Source organism: Pseudidiomarina woesei (genome assembly GCF_001418345.1).
In the GTDB taxonomy this organism is placed as follows: domain Bacteria; phylum Pseudomonadota; class Gammaproteobacteria; order Enterobacterales; family Alteromonadaceae; genus Pseudidiomarina; species Pseudidiomarina woesei.
On sequence record NZ_LIPW01000001.1, the window covers coordinates 123252 to 143248 of the forward strand.

Annotated in this window: 17 protein-coding genes; 8 read left to right on the forward strand and 9 right to left on the reverse strand. The window is 47.0% G+C overall.

The window, feature by feature from the left end; translation table 11 throughout:
* Positions 1-7: 7 nt before the first annotated feature.
* The 3 genes from ASC40_RS00625 to metG all read right to left on the reverse strand — a co-directional run bounded on the left by ASC40_RS00625 (position 8) and on the right by metG (position 3670).
* Positions 8-382: a histidine triad nucleotide-binding protein gene (locus ASC40_RS00625; protein WP_055437863.1), complete on the reverse strand. Its 375-nt coding sequence runs from the start codon at positions 380-382 to the stop codon at positions 8-10.
* Between the two features lie 61 nt (positions 383-443).
* On the reverse strand, positions 444-1634 hold the full coding sequence (locus ASC40_RS00630) for a class I SAM-dependent rRNA methyltransferase (RefSeq protein WP_055437864.1): 1191 nt from the start codon (positions 1632-1634) through the stop codon (positions 444-446).
* The gene (metG, locus tag ASC40_RS00635) at positions 1634-3670 is read right to left on the reverse strand and encodes a methionine--tRNA ligase (RefSeq protein ID WP_055437865.1); all 2037 of its coding nucleotides are present in this window, start codon (positions 3668-3670) and stop codon (positions 1634-1636) included. Before metG ends, ASC40_RS00630 begins: the two co-directional genes overlap by 1 nt.
* A gap of 142 nt (positions 3671-3812) precedes the next feature.
* Here metG and apbC point away from each other — a divergent pair, with 142 nt between their 5' ends.
* Both apbC and dcd read left to right on the forward strand, forming a co-directional pair.
* Positions 3813-4841 carry an iron-sulfur cluster carrier protein ApbC gene (gene apbC, locus ASC40_RS00640; protein WP_169782077.1) on the forward strand — a complete coding sequence of 343 codons (1029 nt, stop codon included), beginning with the start codon at positions 3813-3815 and terminating at the stop codon, positions 4839-4841.
* Between the two features lie 16 nt (positions 4842-4857).
* The gene (gene dcd / locus ASC40_RS00645) at positions 4858-5442 is read left to right on the forward strand and encodes a dCTP deaminase (protein ID WP_055438492.1); all 585 of its coding nucleotides are present in this window, start codon (positions 4858-4860) and stop codon (positions 5440-5442) included.
* A 7-nt stretch (positions 5443-5449) separates the two neighbouring features.
* Here dcd and ASC40_RS00650 read toward each other — a convergent pair whose 3' ends face one another.
* Complete coding sequence (locus ASC40_RS00650; protein ID WP_082432417.1) at positions 5450-8152, reverse strand: M14 family metallopeptidase; 2703 nt, start codon at positions 8150-8152, stop codon at positions 5450-5452.
* A 2-nt stretch (positions 8153-8154) separates the two neighbouring features.
* Positions 8155-9090: a gluconeogenesis factor YvcK family protein gene (locus ASC40_RS00655; RefSeq protein WP_055437866.1), complete on the reverse strand. Its 936-nt coding sequence runs from the start codon at positions 9088-9090 to the stop codon at positions 8155-8157.
* 236 nt (positions 9091-9326) lie between these two features.
* On the opposite strand from ASC40_RS00655, the gene ASC40_RS00660 reads away from it, so the two are divergent.
* From ASC40_RS00660 to ASC40_RS00680, 5 genes are all read left to right on the forward strand, one after another.
* Complete coding sequence (locus tag ASC40_RS00660; protein ID WP_055437867.1) at positions 9327-10292, forward strand: DUF4382 domain-containing protein; 966 nt, start codon at positions 9327-9329, stop codon at positions 10290-10292.
* 113 nt (positions 10293-10405) lie between these two features.
* Positions 10406-10861, forward strand: coding sequence for a DUF192 domain-containing protein (locus tag ASC40_RS00665; protein WP_055437868.1), 456 nt, complete (start codon positions 10406-10408; stop codon positions 10859-10861).
* Positions 10862-10872: 11 nt separating this feature from the next.
* On the forward strand, positions 10873-12546 hold the full coding sequence (locus ASC40_RS00670; protein ID WP_055437869.1) for a M28 family metallopeptidase: 1674 nt from the start codon (positions 10873-10875) through the stop codon (positions 12544-12546).
* 68 nt (positions 12547-12614) lie between these two features.
* On the forward strand, positions 12615-13133 hold the full coding sequence (locus tag ASC40_RS00675) for a YgjV family protein (protein WP_055437870.1): 519 nt from the start codon (positions 12615-12617) through the stop codon (positions 13131-13133).
* 34 nt (positions 13134-13167) lie between these two features.
* Complete coding sequence (locus ASC40_RS00680) at positions 13168-13503, forward strand: hypothetical protein (protein ID WP_055437871.1); 336 nt, start codon at positions 13168-13170, stop codon at positions 13501-13503.
* On the opposite strand, the gene ASC40_RS00685 is transcribed toward ASC40_RS00680, so the two are convergent.
* From ASC40_RS00685 to ASC40_RS00695, 3 genes are all read right to left on the reverse strand, one after another.
* Positions 13500-14021 (reverse strand): DUF2937 family protein, encoded by a 522-nt coding sequence (locus ASC40_RS00685; protein ID WP_055437872.1) that lies wholly within the window; start codon positions 14019-14021, stop codon positions 13500-13502. The genes ASC40_RS00680 and ASC40_RS00685 overlap by 4 nt on opposite strands.
* Positions 14022-14086: 65 nt before the next feature.
* Complete coding sequence (locus tag ASC40_RS00690; RefSeq protein ID WP_055437873.1) at positions 14087-17197, reverse strand: efflux RND transporter permease subunit; 3111 nt, start codon at positions 17195-17197, stop codon at positions 14087-14089.
* 3 nt (positions 17198-17200) lie between these two features.
* On the reverse strand, positions 17201-18346 hold the full coding sequence (locus ASC40_RS00695; RefSeq protein ID WP_055437874.1) for an efflux RND transporter periplasmic adaptor subunit: 1146 nt from the start codon (positions 18344-18346) through the stop codon (positions 17201-17203).
* Positions 18347-18483: 137 nt separating this feature from the next.
* Here ASC40_RS00695 and ASC40_RS00700 point away from each other — a divergent pair, with 137 nt between their 5' ends.
* Positions 18484-18921 (forward strand): hypothetical protein, encoded by a 438-nt coding sequence (locus tag ASC40_RS00700; RefSeq protein WP_055437875.1) that lies wholly within the window; start codon positions 18484-18486, stop codon positions 18919-18921.
* 40 nt (positions 18922-18961) lie between these two features.
* On the opposite strand, the gene ASC40_RS00705 is transcribed toward ASC40_RS00700, so the two are convergent.
* Positions 18962-19984 (reverse strand): zinc-binding alcohol dehydrogenase family protein, encoded by a 1023-nt coding sequence (locus ASC40_RS00705; protein WP_055437876.1) that lies wholly within the window; start codon positions 19982-19984, stop codon positions 18962-18964.
* Positions 19985-19997 lie beyond the last annotated feature (13 nt).

Consider the following 19997-nt stretch of genomic DNA (forward strand, 5'->3'; position numbering starts at 1 on the left):
CGCCAACTTAATCAACTTGCTTTGGTTTATTATTAGCAAAAGGCGGCCAACCCATGGTTACCCCAGCAAGTAAATGCAGATGAATATGGTAAACCGACTGTCCGCCGTCTTCGTTACAGTTCATGACTACACGATAACCGTCTTTGGCAAAGCCGTATTGCTGAGCAAGGCGCGCAGCAACGACGTATAAATGCCCAATTAACTCGCGATCAGATTCTTCAATGTCATTAATGGTCGCGATGTGTTTTTTGGGAATAATTAACACATGTACTGGCGCTTGTGGATTAATGTCTTTAAACGCCAGACTTAATTCGTCTTCATAGACAATGTCAGCTGGAATTTCTTTGGCAATGATCTTATCGAAAATAGTACCGCCACTCATGGTGCAATTCCTTCTGTTAATGCATTCAATGTTTGTTGTGGTTAATTAAATACTAGCGAACTCAGCCGCGAAGTACCAACCCCTTCAAATATAAAGACTCTGGGAAATTGGTGCGAACTGGGTGGTCGGCACCTTGATACAGTCGCTCAATAATATGCATTGGGCGTTTAGCGTCGAGCGCTGCGTCAGCGACTACTTTTTGAAATAAGTCGCCCGATAACAAGCCTGAGCACGAAAACGTGAGCAGTGTGCCGCCAGGTTTCAAAATCATGCAGGCAAGGCGGTTAATGTCTTTATAACCGCGGCAGGCGCGAACAAGGTTTGCTTTGCTGTCTACAAACTTAGGTGGGTCTAGCACAATAACATCGAAACGTTGACCATTCTGGTAAAAATTACGCAGGGCTTCAAACACGTCTTCTTGGCGGTTTTCAAGGTTTGCTGTGCTGAGCTGATTACGTTCATGGTTCGCGGTGGCTTGCTCAAGCGCTGGTGCTGAAACATCTAAATTGACTACTTCTGCCGCGCCGGCAGCTGCTGCATACAGGCCAAAACCGCCGGTATAGCTAAACGCGTTGAGTACGCGTTTGCCTGGCACATATTTTTGCACGGCTAGTCGGCTATCACGTTGATCAAGGTAGTAGCCGGTTTTATGGCCATTTTGAATATCCACACCCAACTCAAGACCATTTTCATGAATCCAAATGTGAGCGGGTGGAGCACTTCCGTCGGCGCTGTATAGCACTTGGGTAAGCGGGGCTAAACCTTCTTTTTGGCGCACATCAACATCAGAGCGTTCGTAAATAGAGCACTCAGGGAACTGTTCACGTAGCGCGCTGACAATGGCATCACGCCAATAATCAGCACCTGTACTTAGCAGCTGGCAAACCAGCCAGTTGTCGTATTTATCGATAGTGACACCGGGCAGTTCATCGGCTTCAGCGGCCACTAAGCGGTAGGCGTTGCTGGCAATGGCTAAGCCGTCGCGCAAGGTTTTTGCAGCCGCAATACGGTTGGCAAAAAAAGCACTGTTAATGGTGTCGCCTTGGTTAAAGCTCCACACCCGTGCGCGAATTTGTGACTGTGGCGACCACGCCGCATAGCCAAGCCAGTCGCCTTCGGCGCTGTGAATGGATACCGTTTCGCCTGCTTTAGGCGAGCCCTTAATACGGGCAATAGCACCGCTAAACACCCACGGGTGCAAGCGGCGTAATGACTTATCTTTACCTGGGTGCAGGTGAACGGTAATGGCCATTATTTCACTCGCATGCCAGGTTTAGCACCATCGTGCGGGTTTAAAATATACAATTCTTCGCCACCCGGCCCAGCGGCTAAGACCATGCCTTCAGACAAGCCAAAGCGCATTTTTCGAGGTGCTAAGTTGGCAACCACAACCGTGTGTTGACCAATGAGTTTTTCCGGTGCGTAAGCTGATTTAATGCCCGCAAATACTTGACGGGTTTCACCACCAAGATCAAGAGTAAGCTTTAATAACTTATCGGCACCTTCAACGTGTTCCGCATTGGCGATACGTGCAATGCGCAGGTCAATTTTAGCGAAATCGTCATAGGCAATTTCGGCACTAATTGGGTCGCGCTCTAATTCGCCATTACTGGTTGATACTGGCGTGTTAGCGGTTTCATTTTGTTGTTTTGAGTCTTCAATCATGGCGTTTACTTTGTCCATTTCAATACGTTGCATTAGCGCTTTGAACGGGCTAATTGCGTGGTCGGTTAATACTTTTTGGTAGCTATTCCAGCTAAATTCGTCGTTCAAGAATTCTTGTACGCGCTTAGCAAGGTCCGGCACAACAGGGGTTAAATACACCATGAGTAAGCGGAACAAGTTAATGCCCACGGAGCAAATTTGGTGCACTTCGTCGGCTTTGGCTGGGTCTTTAATTAGCTGCCATGGCTCTTTTTCGGCAATGTAGAAATTGGCTTTGTCAGCCAATGCCATAATGTCGCGCATAGCTTTTGAGAACTCACGTTTTTCGTAAGCTTCAGTAATTGCAGCACCGGCGGCCTGAAATTCATCAATTAGCGCTGTATCAGTTAACTGAGCTGCCAATTTTCCATCAAACTTCTTGCTTATAAAACCAGCGCAGCGGCTAGCAATATTAACCACTTTACCCACCAAGTCTGCGTTAACACGCTGGGCAAAATCGGTCAGGTTTAAATCAAGATCGTCAATGCGATTCGTTAGTTTGGCGGCAAAGTAGTAGCGCAAATAGTCGGGATCTAAGTGGTCAAGGTAGGTACGTGCCATCACGAACGTGCCTTTTGACTTCGACATTTTGGTACCGTTTACCGTAATAAACCCGTGCGCCCACACGTTCGTAGGTTGACGGAAATTGGCGCCTTTGAGCATAGATGGCCAAAACAGGCTGTGGAAATAAATAATGTCTTTGCCAATAAAGTGATACAGCTCAGCGTCGCTGTTTGCTTGCCAGTACGTGTCGAAATCGGCTTTACCCGTGGTGTTGCAGTAGTGCTTAAAACTGCCCATGTAGCCAATTGGCGCGTCTAACCAAACGTAAAAATATTTACCCGGTGCGTCAGGAATTTCAAAACCGAAATAAGGCGCATCGCGACTGATATCCCACATTTGTAGGCCAGACTCAAACCATTCGTTCAGCTTGTTCGCCATTTCGTCTTGCAATGACCCCGAGCGTGTCCATGCTTTGAGCATGTCTTCAAAGGCTGGCAAGTCAAAGAAGTAGTGCTCAGATTGACGCAACTCTGGGGTAGCACCTGAAACGGCAGACTTGGGGTTTTTTAACTCAGTTGGCGAGTAGGTTGCACCACAAACATCGCAGTTGTCGCCGTATTGGTCTTCGGCGCCACATTTTGGGCAGGTACCTTTGACGAAACGATCGGGCAAAAACATTTCTTTTTGCGGGTCAAATAACTGTTCAATGGTTTTTGTTTTAATGTAGCCATTTTTGCGTAAACGCGTGTAGATGAGCTCAGCCAACTCGCGGTTCTCGTCGCTATGCGTTGAGTGATAGTGATCAAATGCTACATGGAAATCAGCAAAATCAGCTTGGTGAGCTGCGTTCATGTCGGCAATCATTTGCTCGGGCGCAATACCTAGTTGTTGTGCTTTAAGCATAATAGGCGTGCCATGTGCGTCATCGGCACATACATAGTGACATTCGTGGCCGCGAAGCTTTTGAAAGCGTACCCAAATATCAGCCTGAATATAACCAAGCATATGGCCTATGTGAATGGGGCCATTGGCGTAGGGTAGCGCATTCGTAACCAGTATTTTGCGAGTTGCTGTTGGCATGAATCGTTCCATTAAATTCGAGTTTCTGAAAGCCTTGAAGTGTACCTGAATCAGCGCTAGCAATCTAGCCGCAGTGTCCGTATCATGCGGCTTTCATGCCAAGTTTTAGAGTCGTTATTTCATAACGTAAGCGGAGAATAAAATGTTTGGGTTATTCAAGTCGAAAGATTGGCAAAAAGCACTAGAGCAAATTCGTTTACCCGGATTGAACATGCCGATTTCGGCAAGTTGGGTGACTATTGACGAAAAACAAGCGGTGTTAACGCTGCCTTTTGCTGCTAGTGAAGCTATGCTTGAACCGCTCAAAGCCGATAAAATACTTGGTACCTATAACTGGCAACTGCGTGTTGCTGTACAGAAGCTGCCGAACTCGCAACCCGAGTTACCCATGACATTTGGCAACGTGATTGTGGTTTCTTCGGGTAAAGGCGGGGTAGGCAAGTCGTCGGTAAGTGTTCAGTTGGCTTTAGCCTTGCACCAACTTGGTGCAAATGTAGGTATTCTCGATGCTGATGTATATGGGCCTTCCTTACCAACCATGTTGGGTGGCCAAGAACAAAAATTAGAAGTGAATGCACAGCAAAAAATGATACCGCACCAGCGTCATGGTATTTGGGCAAGCTCGCTAGGCTACTTAACCGACACCAAAGACGCAGCTATTTGGCGCGGACCAATGGCAAGTGCCGCATTACAGCAATTGTTTCGTGACACCAAGTGGCCACGGTTAGATTATTTAATTGTTGATATGCCGCCAGGTACCGGCGATATTCAATTAACGTTTGCACAAAAACTACCTATTACTGGTGCAGTTGTGGTGACCACGCCGCAAACAGTGGCTTTAGCCGATGCTGAAAAGGGCATTACCATGTTTCGAAAAGTGGGTGTGCCTATTACTGGGCTTATTGAAAACATGAGTTATTATCAATGCTCTGCGTGCGGCCACCAAGATGCCATTTTTGGTAGCGAAGGCGGTGCAGAAGTCGCTCGGCGCGAGCAGGTTCCGCTGCTAGGGCAATGGCCGCTTGATAGCCGTATTCGAGCTGGGTTAGATTGTGGCAAGCCGCTGCAAAGCGCAGAGCCAGAGCATGAATTGAGTGTTATGATGCGCAACAGTGCACAACAATTAGCTATAGAGCTTTATGCGCAAGCCCAACAGCAAACCAAACAATAATGAAGAGAGTGGTGGTATGCGATTAACCGATGGACAAATAGAAAGCTATTTAGATGATGGACGCATTGTACTAGACCCGCGCCCAGTGCCGGAAGATATTAGCGGCGTGACTGTTGATATTCACTTAGGCAATGAGTTTCGTGTATTACAAGATCACGCTGCGGCATATATTGATATTAGCGGCCCGCGAGAAGACATTGACCGCGCGATAAACAACGTCATGAGCGATCCCATTGTCTTGACGCCCGACCAAGCATTTTTTATTCATCCTGGAGAATTCGCGTTGGCCGTCACCCACGAGTCTGTGACGTTGCCAAGTAATATGGTCGGTTGGCTTGATGGGCGCTCGTCGCTGGCTCGGTTAGGGCTCATGGTGCATGTTACTGCACACCGTATTGATCCGGGTTGGTCAGGGCAGGTGGTACTTGAGTTCTTTAACAGTGGCAAGTTACCGCTGGCTTTGCGGCCTCTAATGAAAATTGGTGCGTTAAGCTTTGAATTGCTTGATGAAGACTGTTTGCGCCCATACAGCAGCCGTAAAGACGCAAAGTATAAAGATCAACGCGGCGCCGTTGCTTCACGCATTGGCGCCGACAAGTAACCTAGCCTTAACGCAGTGGCGTTGCGTGCGCAGCGCCACCAAATATTGCGTTTAACAACAACACGTTTAAACCGTCTAAATAAGCACGATAAGTCGGCTCTTGGGTAAAGCTAATAACCATGCCGCGCTTACGTGGTTGCCACATTAAGAAAGGCTTATAAGCTAATTGCTGTTGGTTTTCTTCCCATAAATAGCCACTTGCAAGCACATTTTTGCTATAACTGACGATATTTCGGCCATGCTCAATGCTCAGTGGGCGATAAATTTGGTTGCCCACGGTCACGCTGATTAAGTTTGGCTGCACACCAGCACTTAACCAATGTTCAAGGTCAACATCGAGGTTGGTCAACACGCCAGCGGTCCAGTATGGGTCGGCAGCGTCTGGGGTAATATAATGCATGTGCTCGGCTTTTGATTGAATCAACAAGCCGTCCACTTTTTTCTCGCTACCATGGCCTTGTGGGCTTTCATTTATAACGCGCTCTAGTGCACTGTTGAGTAAATCGGATTGCACCGCCCACTCAGTGGCATTGCCAAAGGTGATCAATACGCCGCCATTCTCAATCCATTTGGTGACATTGGCTTCGCCGTTTTCGCCCAGCGCTGCGCTTAGGCTGCCATATGTACTTGGAAGTATAAGCACTTGATAATGCGATAAGTCTGCACGCGATAGTTGTGCGGCACGCATGGCCGTTACCGGATAGCCAAACTGTTGCTCAATGACATAACGTGAATGCCCAGCGTTTAAACTTGATACCGGTTCATCCCAAAGCATGACAATGTTTGGTGCATGAACCAATTTAACGTTGTTAGAGCCAAAGTTCGGGCCGTCAGTTACCCAACTGCTGTCAACACCGTGCACGGTGGCCCCCGAACTTACCGCGAGTTTTTGCACGGCAGCTTTTAGATTAGGGTTTTGGGCATGGGTTAGTATTAAACTGCCAGCAGGGTAGCGTTGTTTATTTTTGTGCGTAAAAGCAAGGTCACTGCGCTTCACCGTCAAACCTTCGCGTAATGCTTCGGTTAAAAAACGCCCCGCATTCATGTCGCCCCAGGGCACAATGAAACCTACCTCGGCGTCAGCATTGAGTACCGTACCTGGTTTGACTAACTGCTCGGTTGCTAACTGGCTTTCAACGCGCGGAGCACGGCTACAGGTTTGGTAATCAAGGTTAAACATTAACGGCAAAGACCAAGCGGTTACATCGTAAATTTGGTCGGGTAAATTGTTAGCTCGCAAGCGTTCTTGTTCGGCGATGAATTTATCATCCATGGCAATATTTTTATCAAGCAAAGTACGCGCCATATAGTGTGCGGGCTGCGCTGTATCAACCCAAAAGCTACCAGCAGGGTATTTTACACCGCATGCAGAAAACGCTTCTTTGGCTTGCTGCACGTGTACGCCATGGCGTGTTAACAAACCGGCTAAACGCTGTGTGGCGGCGGGGTCTTGTTGACCAGCAAATAAATAAACCCGTTGTTTGCTGTCGCTGCCGGCTTCAATACCTTGATTACGATAGTCCCAAAAGTTTTTCAGCAGTTGTTGGCGTTGTTGGGCTACGGCTTCAATGGTGGCAACGGAGGCGACGAAGTGACGTTGTACGCCATCGCCATAAGTTAAAATATCCCCATTTTTAGTGCGAAAAACATGACCACGAGCCGAGGCCATTTCATAGGTCATTGAAATACTACCGTGATAAAGCGGCCAGCTAGCGCCATAACCAGGATAGAAAGCGTCGAAAATTTCGCGAGTAAAGTAGTCATAACCGCGCTCATCAAACCACTGTGCGTTGTTTTCGCCGATGTACCATAAGGTTTCACGTTGTTTCTTGGTAATTAGAGGGTTATACGGGTCAGCTTCGGGGGTGAAGTAGTAGCTACTGTCACCGCCCATTTCGTGCAAATCAACAAAGACCAACGGCATATTTTCTAATAGCGCTGTAACTTGGCCACTAATTTCTGGCTGCGTTAGGGCTATCCAGTCGCGATTTAAGTCAAATAGGTAATGATTTGAACGACCACTAGGCCAGGGTTCATTGTGTTCTGCAGAGTGGCGGTCTGCGCTGTGCTCTAGGCCTGCTGTCATGTAATAGCGCGAGACAAAACGCGAACGTCCGTCAGGGTTTTGAACGGGATCAATAAATACCACGGTGTTATTCAACCAACTGGCCGTTTGTTCGTCTTCGGCCGCAAGTAAATGATAGGCCGTTAACATTGCTGCTTCAGGTGAAGAAATTTCATTTCCGTGTACGCCATAAGATAGCCAAATACTGGCCGGCAGTTCCGCGATAAGTTTATTTGCTTGTTCACGACTGGTTTTATCGGCGGCACTTAACTGTTGCATACCCTGTTGGTAGCTTGCATAAGCCGCAATATTTTCAGCACTTGATATAGCGACATAGTAAAGATTTCGGCCTTCCCATGATTTTCCGTAATAGTGCAATTTAACTTGCGCTGGAAATTGTTCCGCTAATTTAACGAAATAGGCCTCAATGGCTGCTGGACTGCTAATTCGTGATGCGGCCGGATAACCTAGCACACTCTCGATAGTGGGAACCTTGGCAGAGTAGGGTACAGCGAGCCCTAACGCTTGAGCTTGCTGAGTTTCGACTAACGATAGCTCGGACGCATGGGTGGGTGTGCTAAGTAAAAGCGTGCCCGTAAACAGCGCGCCAACAAGAGCGTGAGCGATGCGTGCTTTAAACTGCATGATCAATCCTTAAGAAAATAGGTTACCGCGGCATTCAATGCTGCCAATAAAGAGCTTGGGTCATGCCGGTGCGGTGCGTCTGGAGCAGCACTGACATGGTCAAACACGGGTAATTTTAATTTAGCATCAGGACGATTAGTGATGACTCCATCGACTAAGGATTCGCCCAGTTGCTGGTTCATCCACTCTAAGCGCTGGCTAATAGGCATTTCCCCTGCAGGGCTATGCTCTGGCGCTAGATTATCAATAAAAATGACAGGGGCGGTGGCTGCTGCGATAGTTTGCACAAATTCGTTGACCAAAAGCGGCGGCATCACGGATGTAAGGAAGCTGCCAGGCCCGAGAATGATCAATTCGCTACGGCGAATGTGAGCCAGTGCTTCTGGGGTTGCAACTACGGGGTGCGATAATGCAAGTTTTTGCGGCATATGTAATAAGCCATCGACATGCAGCTCACCAAAGCATTCCAAGCCATCATGAGTTGATGCCACTAAATCAACGGGCATTTCTGACATGGGTAACAAACGCGTATTGATATTGAGCAAACGGCTTAATAACTGAATACCGTCTAACGGCCGGGCGCTGACTTGGTCCAATGTGTACAAAATCAAATTACCCAAATTATGCCCATGTAATTCGTGCTCAGATTCGAAACGATAATTCAGGACATCGGCGGCTAACGGCTGTTGCGCCAATTGCGAGAGGCAATTGCGTATATCGCCCCAAGCGATACAGTCATGGCTGCGCCGTAACTTTCCGCTCGCGCCACCGTCATCGGTTGTCGCGACAATGCCAATAAGACGACGTTCTAGAAATGACAGGGTAGAGAGCACACGACCGAGACCGTGACCACCACCAATGGCAGTAACGCATTTTAACTGTGCGATGGCGTGTGAGCTTGGTCGCGGTACTGATAATTGAACCAAATGTTCGGTCATGGTTTGCTAACTATGTTGTTTTGATGTTGCTACTTTAAGCGCTAAGTCATACACAATCAACGCTTGATGTGGGCAATTGAGTGCTTAATTGGCTTCAGCCAAACTAAGTGAAGTTTATTTATACAGTATTCGTTGCTAACTGAATTGGCTATTTAGTAAAGCTCAAGTAAATCTCCTCGTAATGCTATTCGAGTTTGCTATAACTACCTCAAGTTTCATAACACAGAGGGTGTTTTATGTTGAAATTCAATAAATTTACAACTGTCGCAGCAGCGTTAGCTGCAACCACTTTAGTTTCCGCGTGTGGCTCGTCAGATGATGAACCAAACACAGCTATGTTTACTCTTGGGGTCAGTGATGCTCCTGTTGATGCCGCCGACGAAGTGTGGGCTTGTTTTCATAGTGTCGAGCTGATTGGTAATAGCGAAGGAACCCAGACATTCACTATTGGTGAGGATACAAACACGATTGAGGAAAATGATGTGTGTACCGATGCCAACGGTGATGTAATTGCGAATACACGCGGCATTAACTTGCTTGAATTTACTGGTTCAGCCTCTGAAAATTTACTTTCTGGCGTAGAAGTGCCGGCTGGAAATTATAGTCAATTGCGGTTAGAAATGGCCGAGGGTTCGTATGTACTTGTAGGTGAAGAGCGTATTCCATTGTCTGTGCCATCGAATGAACTGAAGTTTGATAGCTTCACTTTAGATGCCGGCGGCAACGTTGCTTATACCGTAGAGTTCGATTTGCGTCAGGCTTTAGTTAATCCGGTGGGGCAAGCAGGGTATTTTCTCAAGCCACGCGGTGTGCGAATTGTGGATAATATGACAATTGGCCACGTCGAGGGCTCGCTTGCTGAGGCGTTATTGATTGAAAACGAATGTACTGTGGCTCCGGCCGATATTTCGACGCCAGTCGCAACGGTGTATTTCTATCAAGGGGCAGATTTGAATGCCACGACACTTGCTGATTTCGGTGGTACTGAGAACGAAGAACCGTACACTGCAACCACAGTTTACTTTGATGGTGCGACTGCATATAACTTCGAAGTTGGCTACTTAGCTTCTGGCGATTATACCGCTGCTTGGACATGCAATACCGAAGATGATCCTGAAGCTGACGATGCCATTGATTTTATCAGCACCCAAAATGTCACAATAGGCAGTGAAGGTGAAACAACGACCGTAATCTTTGAATAATTTCGTGTCTCTCCCGTTAGCCCCCTTGGTTGGGGGCTTTTTTTTGTCTTTTTTTCTGTGCTTAATCACGCCATACTAAGCCACCTTGTTTTTGAATCAGTTAGGTTTTAACCATGAAACGCATAATTGCTTGCTCTATGTTAAACGCTGTAGCGTTGTTTGTTGCTCAGGCAGACGCGAGTACAAAGACAACAAATCTGTGTATTGATGATCATCCACATTCCATAACCGTGGAAATTGCCGACACCTTTGAATTGCGCCAACGTGGTTTAATGATGCGTGAGCAATTAGGTGAGCATGCCGGCATGTGGTTTACCTATGATGAGGAGCGACCTGGTTACGCTGGTTTTTGGATGTACCGTACACTCATTCCATTGGACATTGCGTTCCTTGATGAGCAAATGAAAATTGTGAAAATTATCACCATGGAACCTTGTGCAAGTATCGACCCGAATCGCTGCCCAGCCTATCCGCCGCAGGTAAACTACTATAGCGCGGTGGAGCTCAATAAGGGCTATTTTGCCAACTACAATATTAACGAAGGGCGTCACTTCAAACGCTGTAACTAGAGGAGAACACCATGAATAAGCACCTGCTGGTGTTTGCAATTGCGGGGCTTTCGCTTGTCGCGTGCAGCCCTGCCGAGCAAACCGCAGATCAAACTCAAGCCGCTCATGCTGCGGTTGACCCCTATAGCTTTAATGAAAACTATACAGATTATTTGGAAACCTTAAGCTCTGATGAGTTTGAAGGACGAGCGCCAGCCTCTGAAGGGGAGCGTAAAACCGTTGCATTTGTTGAAGGTAAGTTCCGTGAATGGGGTCTTAAACCATACAACGCTGAAGAAAATAATTATCAGCAACAGGTTCCCCTTGTGCGCATGCTGCCAACGCAAGTATCAGATATGTCGTTTAGTTCTGAACAACTTAAAGCATTTGAATATCGCCGCGATATGATGGCGTGGAGCCCACGCGTACAAGAGCAAACCGAACTTACAGAAAGCGAAATGGTATTTGTGGGTTACGGTATTGTTGCCCCTGAATTTGGTTGGAATGACTACGAAGGGCTTGATGTAGAGGGCAAGACTGTTGTCATGTTAGTCAATGACCCTGGTTATGACACGCAAGACGCTGAAGTATTTAATGGCAAAGCCATGACCTATTACGGCCGTTGGACGTACAAATTTGAAGAGGCGGCTCGCCAAGGTGCTGCTGGCGCGATAGTCATTCATGAAACGGGTCCTGCTGGTTATGGTTGGGGAGTTATTGCTGGCGGTTCACCAATGCGTTTTGATTTAGCCCGCGACAACAAAAACATGGACCGGGTTGCCATTGAAGGTTGGATTACTGATAGCAAGGCCGATGAATTATTTGCTTTAGTGGATAGCAACTATGCGGAAATGCGCGCTGCGGCTCAGCAACCTGACTTCAAACCAGTTCCGTTAAAAACGGCCATGACCGTTTCGGTGAGTACTAAATTTGATTATTTATCATCGCCAAATTTAATTGGTTATATTGAAGGCAAATCACGCCCTGAAGAGCACGTTATTTACATGGCTCATTGGGATCATTTAGGGGTCGACCCTGTGAATCCGGATGATGGTATTTTTAACGGTGCGCAAGACAACGCTAGTGGTACTGCTGGGGTGATGGCGCTGGCTGAATTTTTTGCCAGTCAACCACAACCAGAGCGTTCAATTGTGTTTGTGTTGGTTACTGCAGAAGAGCGTGGATTACTGGGTTCGGACTGGTATGCAGATAACCCTATGCTGCCATTAAGTAAAGCAGTTGGTGGTATAAATACTGATGTGTTGAATGTGTATGGCCCTATGCAAGACATGGTTGTGGTTGGTCACGGTAATTCTGAAATGGAGAATTACCTGGCAAAATACGTCGAGAAACAAGGCCGTTACATAGCGCCTGAACCAACACCAGAGGCCGGTTCGTTTTACCGTTCAGATCACTTTAACCTTGCTAAACGTGGGGTGCCAATGTTGTATGCTAAAGGCGGTAATGATCATGTTGAATTTGGTGTAGAATATGGCCAGAAACAGCGTGCTGAATACGTCCAAGTTGCGTATCATAAGCCAGCTGATGAATTTGATCCAAGCTGGGATTTACGCGGCGTGCAGCAAGATTTATGGCTATATTATTGGGTTGGCAATGAACTGGCCAACAGCGATGATTGGCCGAACTGGTATCAAGGCAACGAGTTTCGTGGTATTCGCGATGCTTCGGCCGAACAACGCAAATAATTAACGTATTTAAGCAAAGCGGTAATGACGGCGTTTTGCCGTCATTGCCGTTTTTTTATGGGTGATATGTGATTTCTGTAGCAGAACTTTTTGGATTATTTGCTTTAGTGGCAAACTTTATTGCATACCGACAAGGTACGGCGAACCGCTACCGTGTTGTCAGTGCATGTGCTTTAGGTGCTTTGTCAATTCACTTTTTTATGCTCGATGCTATTGCCGGTAGTGTCGTCACCGGTATTGCGGTAGTCCGAAATTTAATAGCGCTGCGCTGGCGCGGGCCATTTGTATTGTGGTCATTTGTGGCTATTAATATCGGCTTCTTTATTTGGGAATTAACCGGTGATGTGGATATTTTGCCATTATTGATGGCTTATATTTCATCCATTATTTTTACCGTTGGTGCAATAGTTCTAGAAGACCCAGTAAAAATACGCCGTTGGTTTTTGCTGGCGGAGCTGCTTGGCCTAGCGTATGCAGTAATTGTCGGTAGTGTGTCAGGGACAGTATTTAATATTGTTAATTTAACCAGCATTATTCTCAAATTGTTACAAGATCATCGGGCAGCGCGGTTGTCTGAATTGAAATAATCCCCATATACTGGGGTGTAACAGGAGATTTCACATGCTAATTTATATTAAACACTGGCAACAAAAAATAAAGCCGCAGCCGGGCGCCAACCCCATTGTGGTAATTTTGAGTTGGTTAATCTTTGGAATGTTGCTGGTATTGGGGCTTGCAGTCGGCTTAGTTTTGTTGCTGTTTGGCTGGATATTACTGCTACCATTGATGTGGCGTAAGCGTCGCGAGATGAAGCAAATGTGGCAATTTTCAAAAGCCACGCGACAAGCTCAAAAACAAGCGCAAGCTCGTTATCGTAGTGAGCGTGAGTACCAACAGAATCGTCAAGATAGCGATGTTATTGAAGGCGAATATCAGGTAAAAAACGATAAACGTTAATGCTGCGGCGCTGTTGAATGTCGACGGCGCCAGCGACGGTATGCAAACTTACACCCACCGACACAGCCATCAAATAACAACACGACTAGTAGGGCAGCAATCACTCCCGTAAATACCGCTTGGCGCGTAAGCGGTACATTAAAGCTATACATTCTCCAGGTATTATCACGCAGTTCTGGATTAGCCTGCCAAGCAACAAACCAAATTTTCTGTAAGTAGCCCTGATTAAGCTGTTGTTGCTCGAAGCGGTACAGCTCTACTCTGCGAACTAGCTCACGAATAGGTACGGCTTCATCTTTGAAAACGGGATTATCACTTTGCTCGTGCATTTCTATAAGCGCTTGCATATCGCCGTTTAGATAGGTATCGGCAATACGTTGATATTCCTTGTAGTACACCATAGCTTCAGTGTACTGAGCATCAAGCCGTTGCTCATATTGGGTGATGAAATTTGGTAATTGCACACCGACTAATACAGCCAATAAAGCTAACGCAATAACAAAGTAACGATGCAGCATAAAAAAAGGTTGAGTTGTGAAACACAACTCAACCTTATCACGTAGCTTGAATATCTCGCTAGTCTCTATTCGTCGTCATAGGCCGCTTTTGGTGGGAAGGTACGGCGTACAACGTAGAATAATAACGGCACAAAGAAAATGGCTAAAATAGTGCCGCCAAGCATGCCCCCGATAACCCCGGTACCAATTGCCTGACGGCTTACCGCGCCGGCGCCGGTTGATAGGGCTAGTGGTAGTACCCCGAAGGTAAATGCTAACGAGGTCATTAAAATAGGGCGCAAACGTAAACGAACGGCCTCTAAAGTGGCTTGCAGTAGCTCTTTACCTTGTGCTTGTAAATCTTTCGCAAATTCCACTATCAGAATGGCGTTACGGGCCGAAACACCGACTGTGGTCAACAGGCCAACTTGGAAGTAAACATCGTTTTCAAGCCCTCGCATAGTCGCTGCAATAACTGCGCCGAGTATACCTAGCGGCACAACTAACATAACTGAGAACGGAATTGACCAACTCTCGTATAGCGCCGCTAAACACAAGAACACAATAAGTAGTGACAAAGCGTAAAGCAATGGTGCTTGGTCACCCGAGGTGCGTTCTTCAAGTGAAATACCGGTCCATTCATAACCAATACCGGTGGGTAATCTACCAATGAGTTCTTCCATTTTCAGCATGGCATCGCCCGATGAGAACCCTGGGGCTGCTTCACCTTGAATATTCATGGCCGGTACACCGTTATAACGTTCAAGACGCTGCGGGCCAAAGTCCCATTCGGTGGTTGAGAATGAGGCAAATGAAACCATTTCGCCGTTACTGTTACGCACGTACCATTTGCCTATGTCGTCAGGTGTCATGCGGGCTTCAGGTACACCTTGCAGGTAAACACGTTTGACCCGACCACGGTCGACAAAGTCATTTACATAGGTGGTACCAAACGCATTAGACAGGGTGCTATTAATATCACTAATACTTATTCCAAGCGCTTTGGCTTTTTCATAATCGACATCAATACGTAACTGTGCCGTGTCTTCTAAACCGTTGGGGCGTACGCCTGTTAGCGACTCTTCTTGCGCTGCCATCCCGAGTAATTGGTTGCGTGCCTCAAGTAACCCTTCGTGGCCAAGGCCACCACGGTCTTGTAAATACAAGTTGAATCCACTTGCCGTGCCTAACTCCGGAATAGAGGGCAAATTAAACGCAAATACCATCGCTTCTCGAATTTGTGAGAAGAAGCCAAATGCTTGGCCAATAATTGCGTCAATTTGCAATTCCGGCGTTGTGCGCTCGTCCCAGTCTGTTAAGCGCACAAAGGCAAGGCCAGAGTTTTGCCCTTGGCCACTAAAGCTAAAACCAACAACCGAGAATACCGAGCGAACACCGGCCGCTTGGTCGAGGTAGTAGTCTTCAATTTTGGCCATGGTTTGACGCGACTGTTCTTGCGTTGCGCCCGAAGGCAATTGCATTTGCGTTAAGAAAACACCGCGGTCTTCGTTCGGAATAAACGAGCTTGGCATACGGGCAAACAAAAACCCAAGGACCACAACTAACCCCAAGTAAACCAGCAAGAAACGCATACTGCGTTTAATAATTGATTGTACCGAGTTGGTGTATTTTTTGGTGGCACTGTCGAGCTTACGGTTAAACCAGCCCAAAATGCCCTTGGCTTCGTGGGTGTGGTCTAATGGCTTTAAAATTGTCGCACACAGTGAGGGCGTGAAAATAATCGCCACTAATACTGACAAAGACATTGCCGAGATAATAGTGATAGAGAATTGACGGTACACCGCACCGGTTGAGCCACCAAAGAAGGCCATAGGAACAAAAACTGCCGCCATGACCAAGCCGATAGCTACAAGTGCGCCGGTGATTTGCCCCATAGATTTAATCGTTGCTTGGCGCGGGCTGAGCTGTTCTTCGCTCATTAAGCGCTCAACGTTTTCCACCACAACAATGGCGTCATCCACTAATAGGCCGATGGCCAGCACCAAACCGAACATGGTTAGGGTGTTAATGGAAAAGCCTAGCGCTGACATGATGCCGAATGTACCGAGCAACACTACAGGAATAGCCAGCGATGGAATAATTGTTGCGCGCAAGTTCTGTAAGAAAATAAACATCAAGATAAAGACTAAAACCACTGCTTCAAACAGAATTTTAACCACTTCTTGAATGGATATTTCAACAAATGGCGTGGTGTCATAAGGAATAACTAATTCCACGCCTTCAGGGAAGAACTGCTGCAGCTCGTTGAGCTTTTCTTTCACGGCAGCGGCTGTATCTAGGGCGTTTGCGCCGGTCGCTAGGTTTACCGCAAGGCCACTTGCCGCTTGACGGTTGTAGCGCGCAATTGTGCCGTAGTCTTGGCCCCCAAGTTCAACTTCTGCGACATCGCCAACAGTAACTTTGGAACCGTCACTATTTACCCGAAGTAGCACGTTTTTAAACTGTTCAACGGTTTCTAGCCGTGTTTGCGCAATAATTGAGGCAGTTAGTCGCTGATTTTCAACAGCTGGCGTGCCACCAATCTGACCCGCTGCAACTTGGTTATTTTGCTCGCGCAATGCCAAAACCACGTCTTGGGTGCTCATGTTGTAGCGCACTAACTTGTCGGGATCTAACCATATGCGCATTGCATAGGGCGCACCAAATAGGCGCACATTACCAACCCCAGCAGTACGAGCAATGGGGTCTTGCAGGTTACTGGCAATATAATCGCCTAAATCAATCTGGGTAATTTGCGGATTGTTCGATGTTAAAGCCGCAACTAACAAAAATGAATTATTTGATTTAGCAACCACCAGACCTTGATCTTGCACCGCTTGTGGTAACAGCGGTAGCGCTAACTGCAGCTTGTTTTGAACCTGCACTTGGGCAATATCTGCGTCGGTACCGGCTTCAAAGGTTAGGGTGATACTTGCGTTACCTGCCGAGTCACTGGTTGATGCAAAGTACTTCAAGTTATCAATACCATTCATGTTTTGTTCGATAACCTGCGTGACACTTTCCTCTAGTGTGGCAGCAGTAGCGCCAGGGTAGCTTGCGTTTATTTGTACCGAAGGTGGTGCAATTTCTGGGTACTGCTCTACCGGTAGTTGCGTTACCGCAAGACCACCTGCAAGCATAATCACAATAGCGATTACCCAGGCAAAAATTGGTCGGTTAATGAAAAATTTAGCCATAAATTACTTCACTTCTTCAGTTTGTACTGGCATACCAGGCTGAATTTTCTGTAAGCCCTCAACAATGACTTTATCGCCAACACTCAGGCCATCGGTCACAATCCAGTTACTGCCAATAGTGCTCTCAACGCTTATGTAACGTTGCTCAACATTACCTTCTTGATTCACAACCATAGCGATAGCGCGGCCGCGTGGGTCACGTGAAACGCCAGTTTGTGGCACCAGCAACGCGTTTTTCAGTGAACCGGTACCAACTTCTGCACGCACATACATGCCTGGCAAAATGGCGTGGTTTGAATTTTCCAACTTGGCGCGCAGGGTAATAGCGCTTGTTTGCGGGTCAACGGTTACCTCGTTGAACAATAGCTCGCCGGTGGTGTTGTAGTTACCAGCCTCGCCGACACTCACACGAACTTGCGCACGATTTTCGCTATCTGTGACAAGACGACCATCGGCAATTGCTGCTTGTAATTTAAGGTAATCACTGGTGCTTTGCGCAATGTCGATATAAATCGGATCAAGTTGCGTGATGGTGGTTAATGGCTGGGCTTGGCCCACGCTCAGTAGGGCACCTTCGGTAAGTTGTGAACGACCAATTCGACCAGAAATTGGTGCTTCAACGCGCGTATATTCAACATTGAGCTTGGCCCGAGTCAGGTTCGCCTGAGCCATTTTTAACTGTGCCTCGGCTTGCAAATAAGCGGCCTCTGCTTCATCAAAGTCTTGTTGGCTTATAGCCTTGTCTTTGAGTAGACCTTTACTGCGCTGAAAACGTGATTTACTGGATTTAACAGCCGCGCTTGCGCGAGCAATTTCAGCCTCAGCACTCGCCAGCTCGGCTTCATACATGTCTGCATTAATTTGGTAAAGTTGTTGGCCGGCTTCAACCATTGAGCCTTCTTCGAACAAGCGTGACTGCAATATGCCACTTACCTGCGGACGAACTTCCGCCACCCGAAAAGCGCTCGCGCGACCAGGTAGGGTTGTGGTTAAATCAACATTACGGCTTTCAACCGTTACCACACCGACAGTCATTTGTTGTTGTTGACCGGTTTGGCCATTTTGTTGTTGTGCGTCACCGCAAGCAGCAAGCATTAATGAACTTGCTAAAACTGAAACAAACAACGGTTTACGTAGACGTTGTTGCATGTATGTACCTCATACTAAGTGTGTGATTTTTTAACCCCAGAATTATACATACATTCATGTATGTTTGTAAGTGGGGTATCACGATAATTTCGATACGTGCTATCGATAAAATAAGTGCAAATATGTAGGTAAATAATATGACAAATGCCTTTAAACGCCAGTTAACTGTAGCAGTTGCGGTGTTGGTTACTGGACTTTTATTAATTTGGGCTTACAGCAGCTTAGGGCTGCAGAGCGACGCAAAAAATCGTAACCAGTTGTATCAACAGTTACTAGAGCGCTCTGGCAAGCTAAATCGAGACTTACCAAAGTTACTCGATAGTCAAACACGTTTCGAACGCGCCGAAGTACTTAATTATGGCATGCGCTTTATTTACACATTAGTTGGTGTTGATAAGTATCAACATGATGAGGACAAGATACGAGCGCAATTGCAACCAGCCATGCTTGAAGCTTTTTGTAACATAGACTCATTGGCGTTTTATCGTGAAGAAGCTGACTTTTTGGTCATTCGTTATTTAGACCAAAATGAGGCAACCCTGTTTGAGCTTCGTTTTGAGTTGGCCGACTGCTAATTGTCATAGTGTTACTTTGCTTATTGCAGCGGCCGCTTGGTTAATCAAGCGGCGCGTTATATCCATCAAGTACAATTTTGCCGATACTTTGGCTCGATTCCAGTAACTGGTGCGCGCGTTTTAAATTTTCGGCATTTAGTTCACCAAAGTGAGCGACCCGAGTCGAAGTTAACTTACCCGCATCGGTTAACTCGGCTATTTCACGAAAAATTTGCCCTTGTCGGTGCATGTCTTCAGTTTTGAATAGGCTATGGGTAAACATAAACTCCCACACCAGTGCAATACTCTTTTGTTTTAACAACCTAACATCAAGTGCACGTTGCGGATCATCGATTAGGGCAAAGTGTCCGAACGGTGCCAGCAACTCAACCAAAGCTTCAAAATGTTGATCGGTGTGCGTTAGGCTGGCTACGTGACTCACTTGCTCTATGTTGTGCTTGGCTAATTGAGCGGCCAAAGGTTGGTGGTGATTAATGACAATATCGGCGCCCATTTGCTTTACCCAGTGCTGAGTTTCAGGCCGTGACGCCGTCGCAATGGTCTTTACCTTGGGGCATAATTTAGCCAGTTGTAGCAAGGCCGAGCCAACCCCACCGGCAGCCCCCGTAATTAACAATGTTGCAGACTCGTCTCGGCTTAAATGTAAGCGATCAAACAATAGCTCCCAAGCGGTTAAGAAAGTAAGCGGCATTGCAGCTGCGTCAGCAAAGCTTAATGAGCGGGGCTTGCGACTGACTAAGCGCGCATCGACCACTTGGTACTGCGCGTTGCAGCCGTTTCGATTGAGCTCACCGGCATACCAGACGTCATCACCTTCTTTAAAGTCGTGAACGTTTTCGCCAACGCTCAATATGACCCCAGCTGCATCCCAGCCTAAAACGGCGAACTCGCCTTCAAGCGGGCCTCTGCGGCTGCGAATTTTAGTATCGACCGGGTTCACGCCCACGCCATATACCGCAACAAGCACGTCATTAGGCCCTAACACAGGGTCTGCAAGGGTTATGTCAAGTAAGGCATCGTTGCGGTCAATAGTACCGCATTCCCGATAACCAACAGCTTTCATGGTTGCTTCCTCA

Excerpts from the sequence above, each read along its gene's own strand:
- ASC40_RS00625 (WP_055437863.1), bottom strand. The coding sequence starts at position 382 with ATGAGTGGCGGTACTATTTTCGATAAGATCATTGCCAAAGAAATTCCA.
- ASC40_RS00630 (WP_055437864.1), bottom strand. The coding sequence starts at position 1,634 with ATGGCCATTACCGTTCACCTGCACCCAGGTAAAGATAAGTCATTACGC.
- metG (WP_055437865.1), bottom strand. The coding sequence starts at position 3,670 with ATGCCAACAGCAACTCGCAAAATACTGGTTACGAATGCGCTACCCTAC.
- apbC (WP_169782077.1), top strand. The coding sequence starts at position 3,813 with ATGTTTGGGTTATTCAAGTCGAAAGATTGGCAAAAAGCACTAGAGCAA.
- dcd (WP_055438492.1), top strand. The coding sequence starts at position 4,858 with ATGCGATTAACCGATGGACAAATAGAAAGCTATTTAGATGATGGACGC.
- ASC40_RS00650 (WP_082432417.1), bottom strand. The coding sequence starts at position 8,152 with ATGCAGTTTAAAGCACGCATCGCTCACGCTCTTGTTGGCGCGCTGTTT.
- ASC40_RS00655 (WP_055437866.1), bottom strand. The coding sequence starts at position 9,090 with ATGACCGAACATTTGGTTCAATTATCAGTACCGCGACCAAGCTCACAC.
- ASC40_RS00660 (WP_055437867.1), top strand. The coding sequence starts at position 9,327 with ATGTTGAAATTCAATAAATTTACAACTGTCGCAGCAGCGTTAGCTGCA.
- ASC40_RS00665 (WP_055437868.1), top strand. The coding sequence starts at position 10,406 with ATGAAACGCATAATTGCTTGCTCTATGTTAAACGCTGTAGCGTTGTTT.
- ASC40_RS00670 (WP_055437869.1), top strand. The coding sequence starts at position 10,873 with ATGAATAAGCACCTGCTGGTGTTTGCAATTGCGGGGCTTTCGCTTGTC.
- ASC40_RS00680 (WP_055437871.1), top strand. The coding sequence starts at position 13,168 with ATGCTAATTTATATTAAACACTGGCAACAAAAAATAAAGCCGCAGCCG.
- ASC40_RS00685 (WP_055437872.1), bottom strand. The coding sequence starts at position 14,021 with ATGCTGCATCGTTACTTTGTTATTGCGTTAGCTTTATTGGCTGTATTA.
- ASC40_RS00690 (WP_055437873.1), bottom strand. The coding sequence starts at position 17,197 with ATGGCTAAATTTTTCATTAACCGACCAATTTTTGCCTGGGTAATCGCT.
- ASC40_RS00695 (WP_055437874.1), bottom strand. The coding sequence starts at position 18,346 with ATGCAACAACGTCTACGTAAACCGTTGTTTGTTTCAGTTTTAGCAAGT.
- ASC40_RS00700 (WP_055437875.1), top strand. The coding sequence starts at position 18,484 with ATGACAAATGCCTTTAAACGCCAGTTAACTGTAGCAGTTGCGGTGTTG.
- ASC40_RS00705 (WP_055437876.1), bottom strand. The coding sequence starts at position 19,984 with ATGAAAGCTGTTGGTTATCGGGAATGCGGTACTATTGACCGCAACGAT.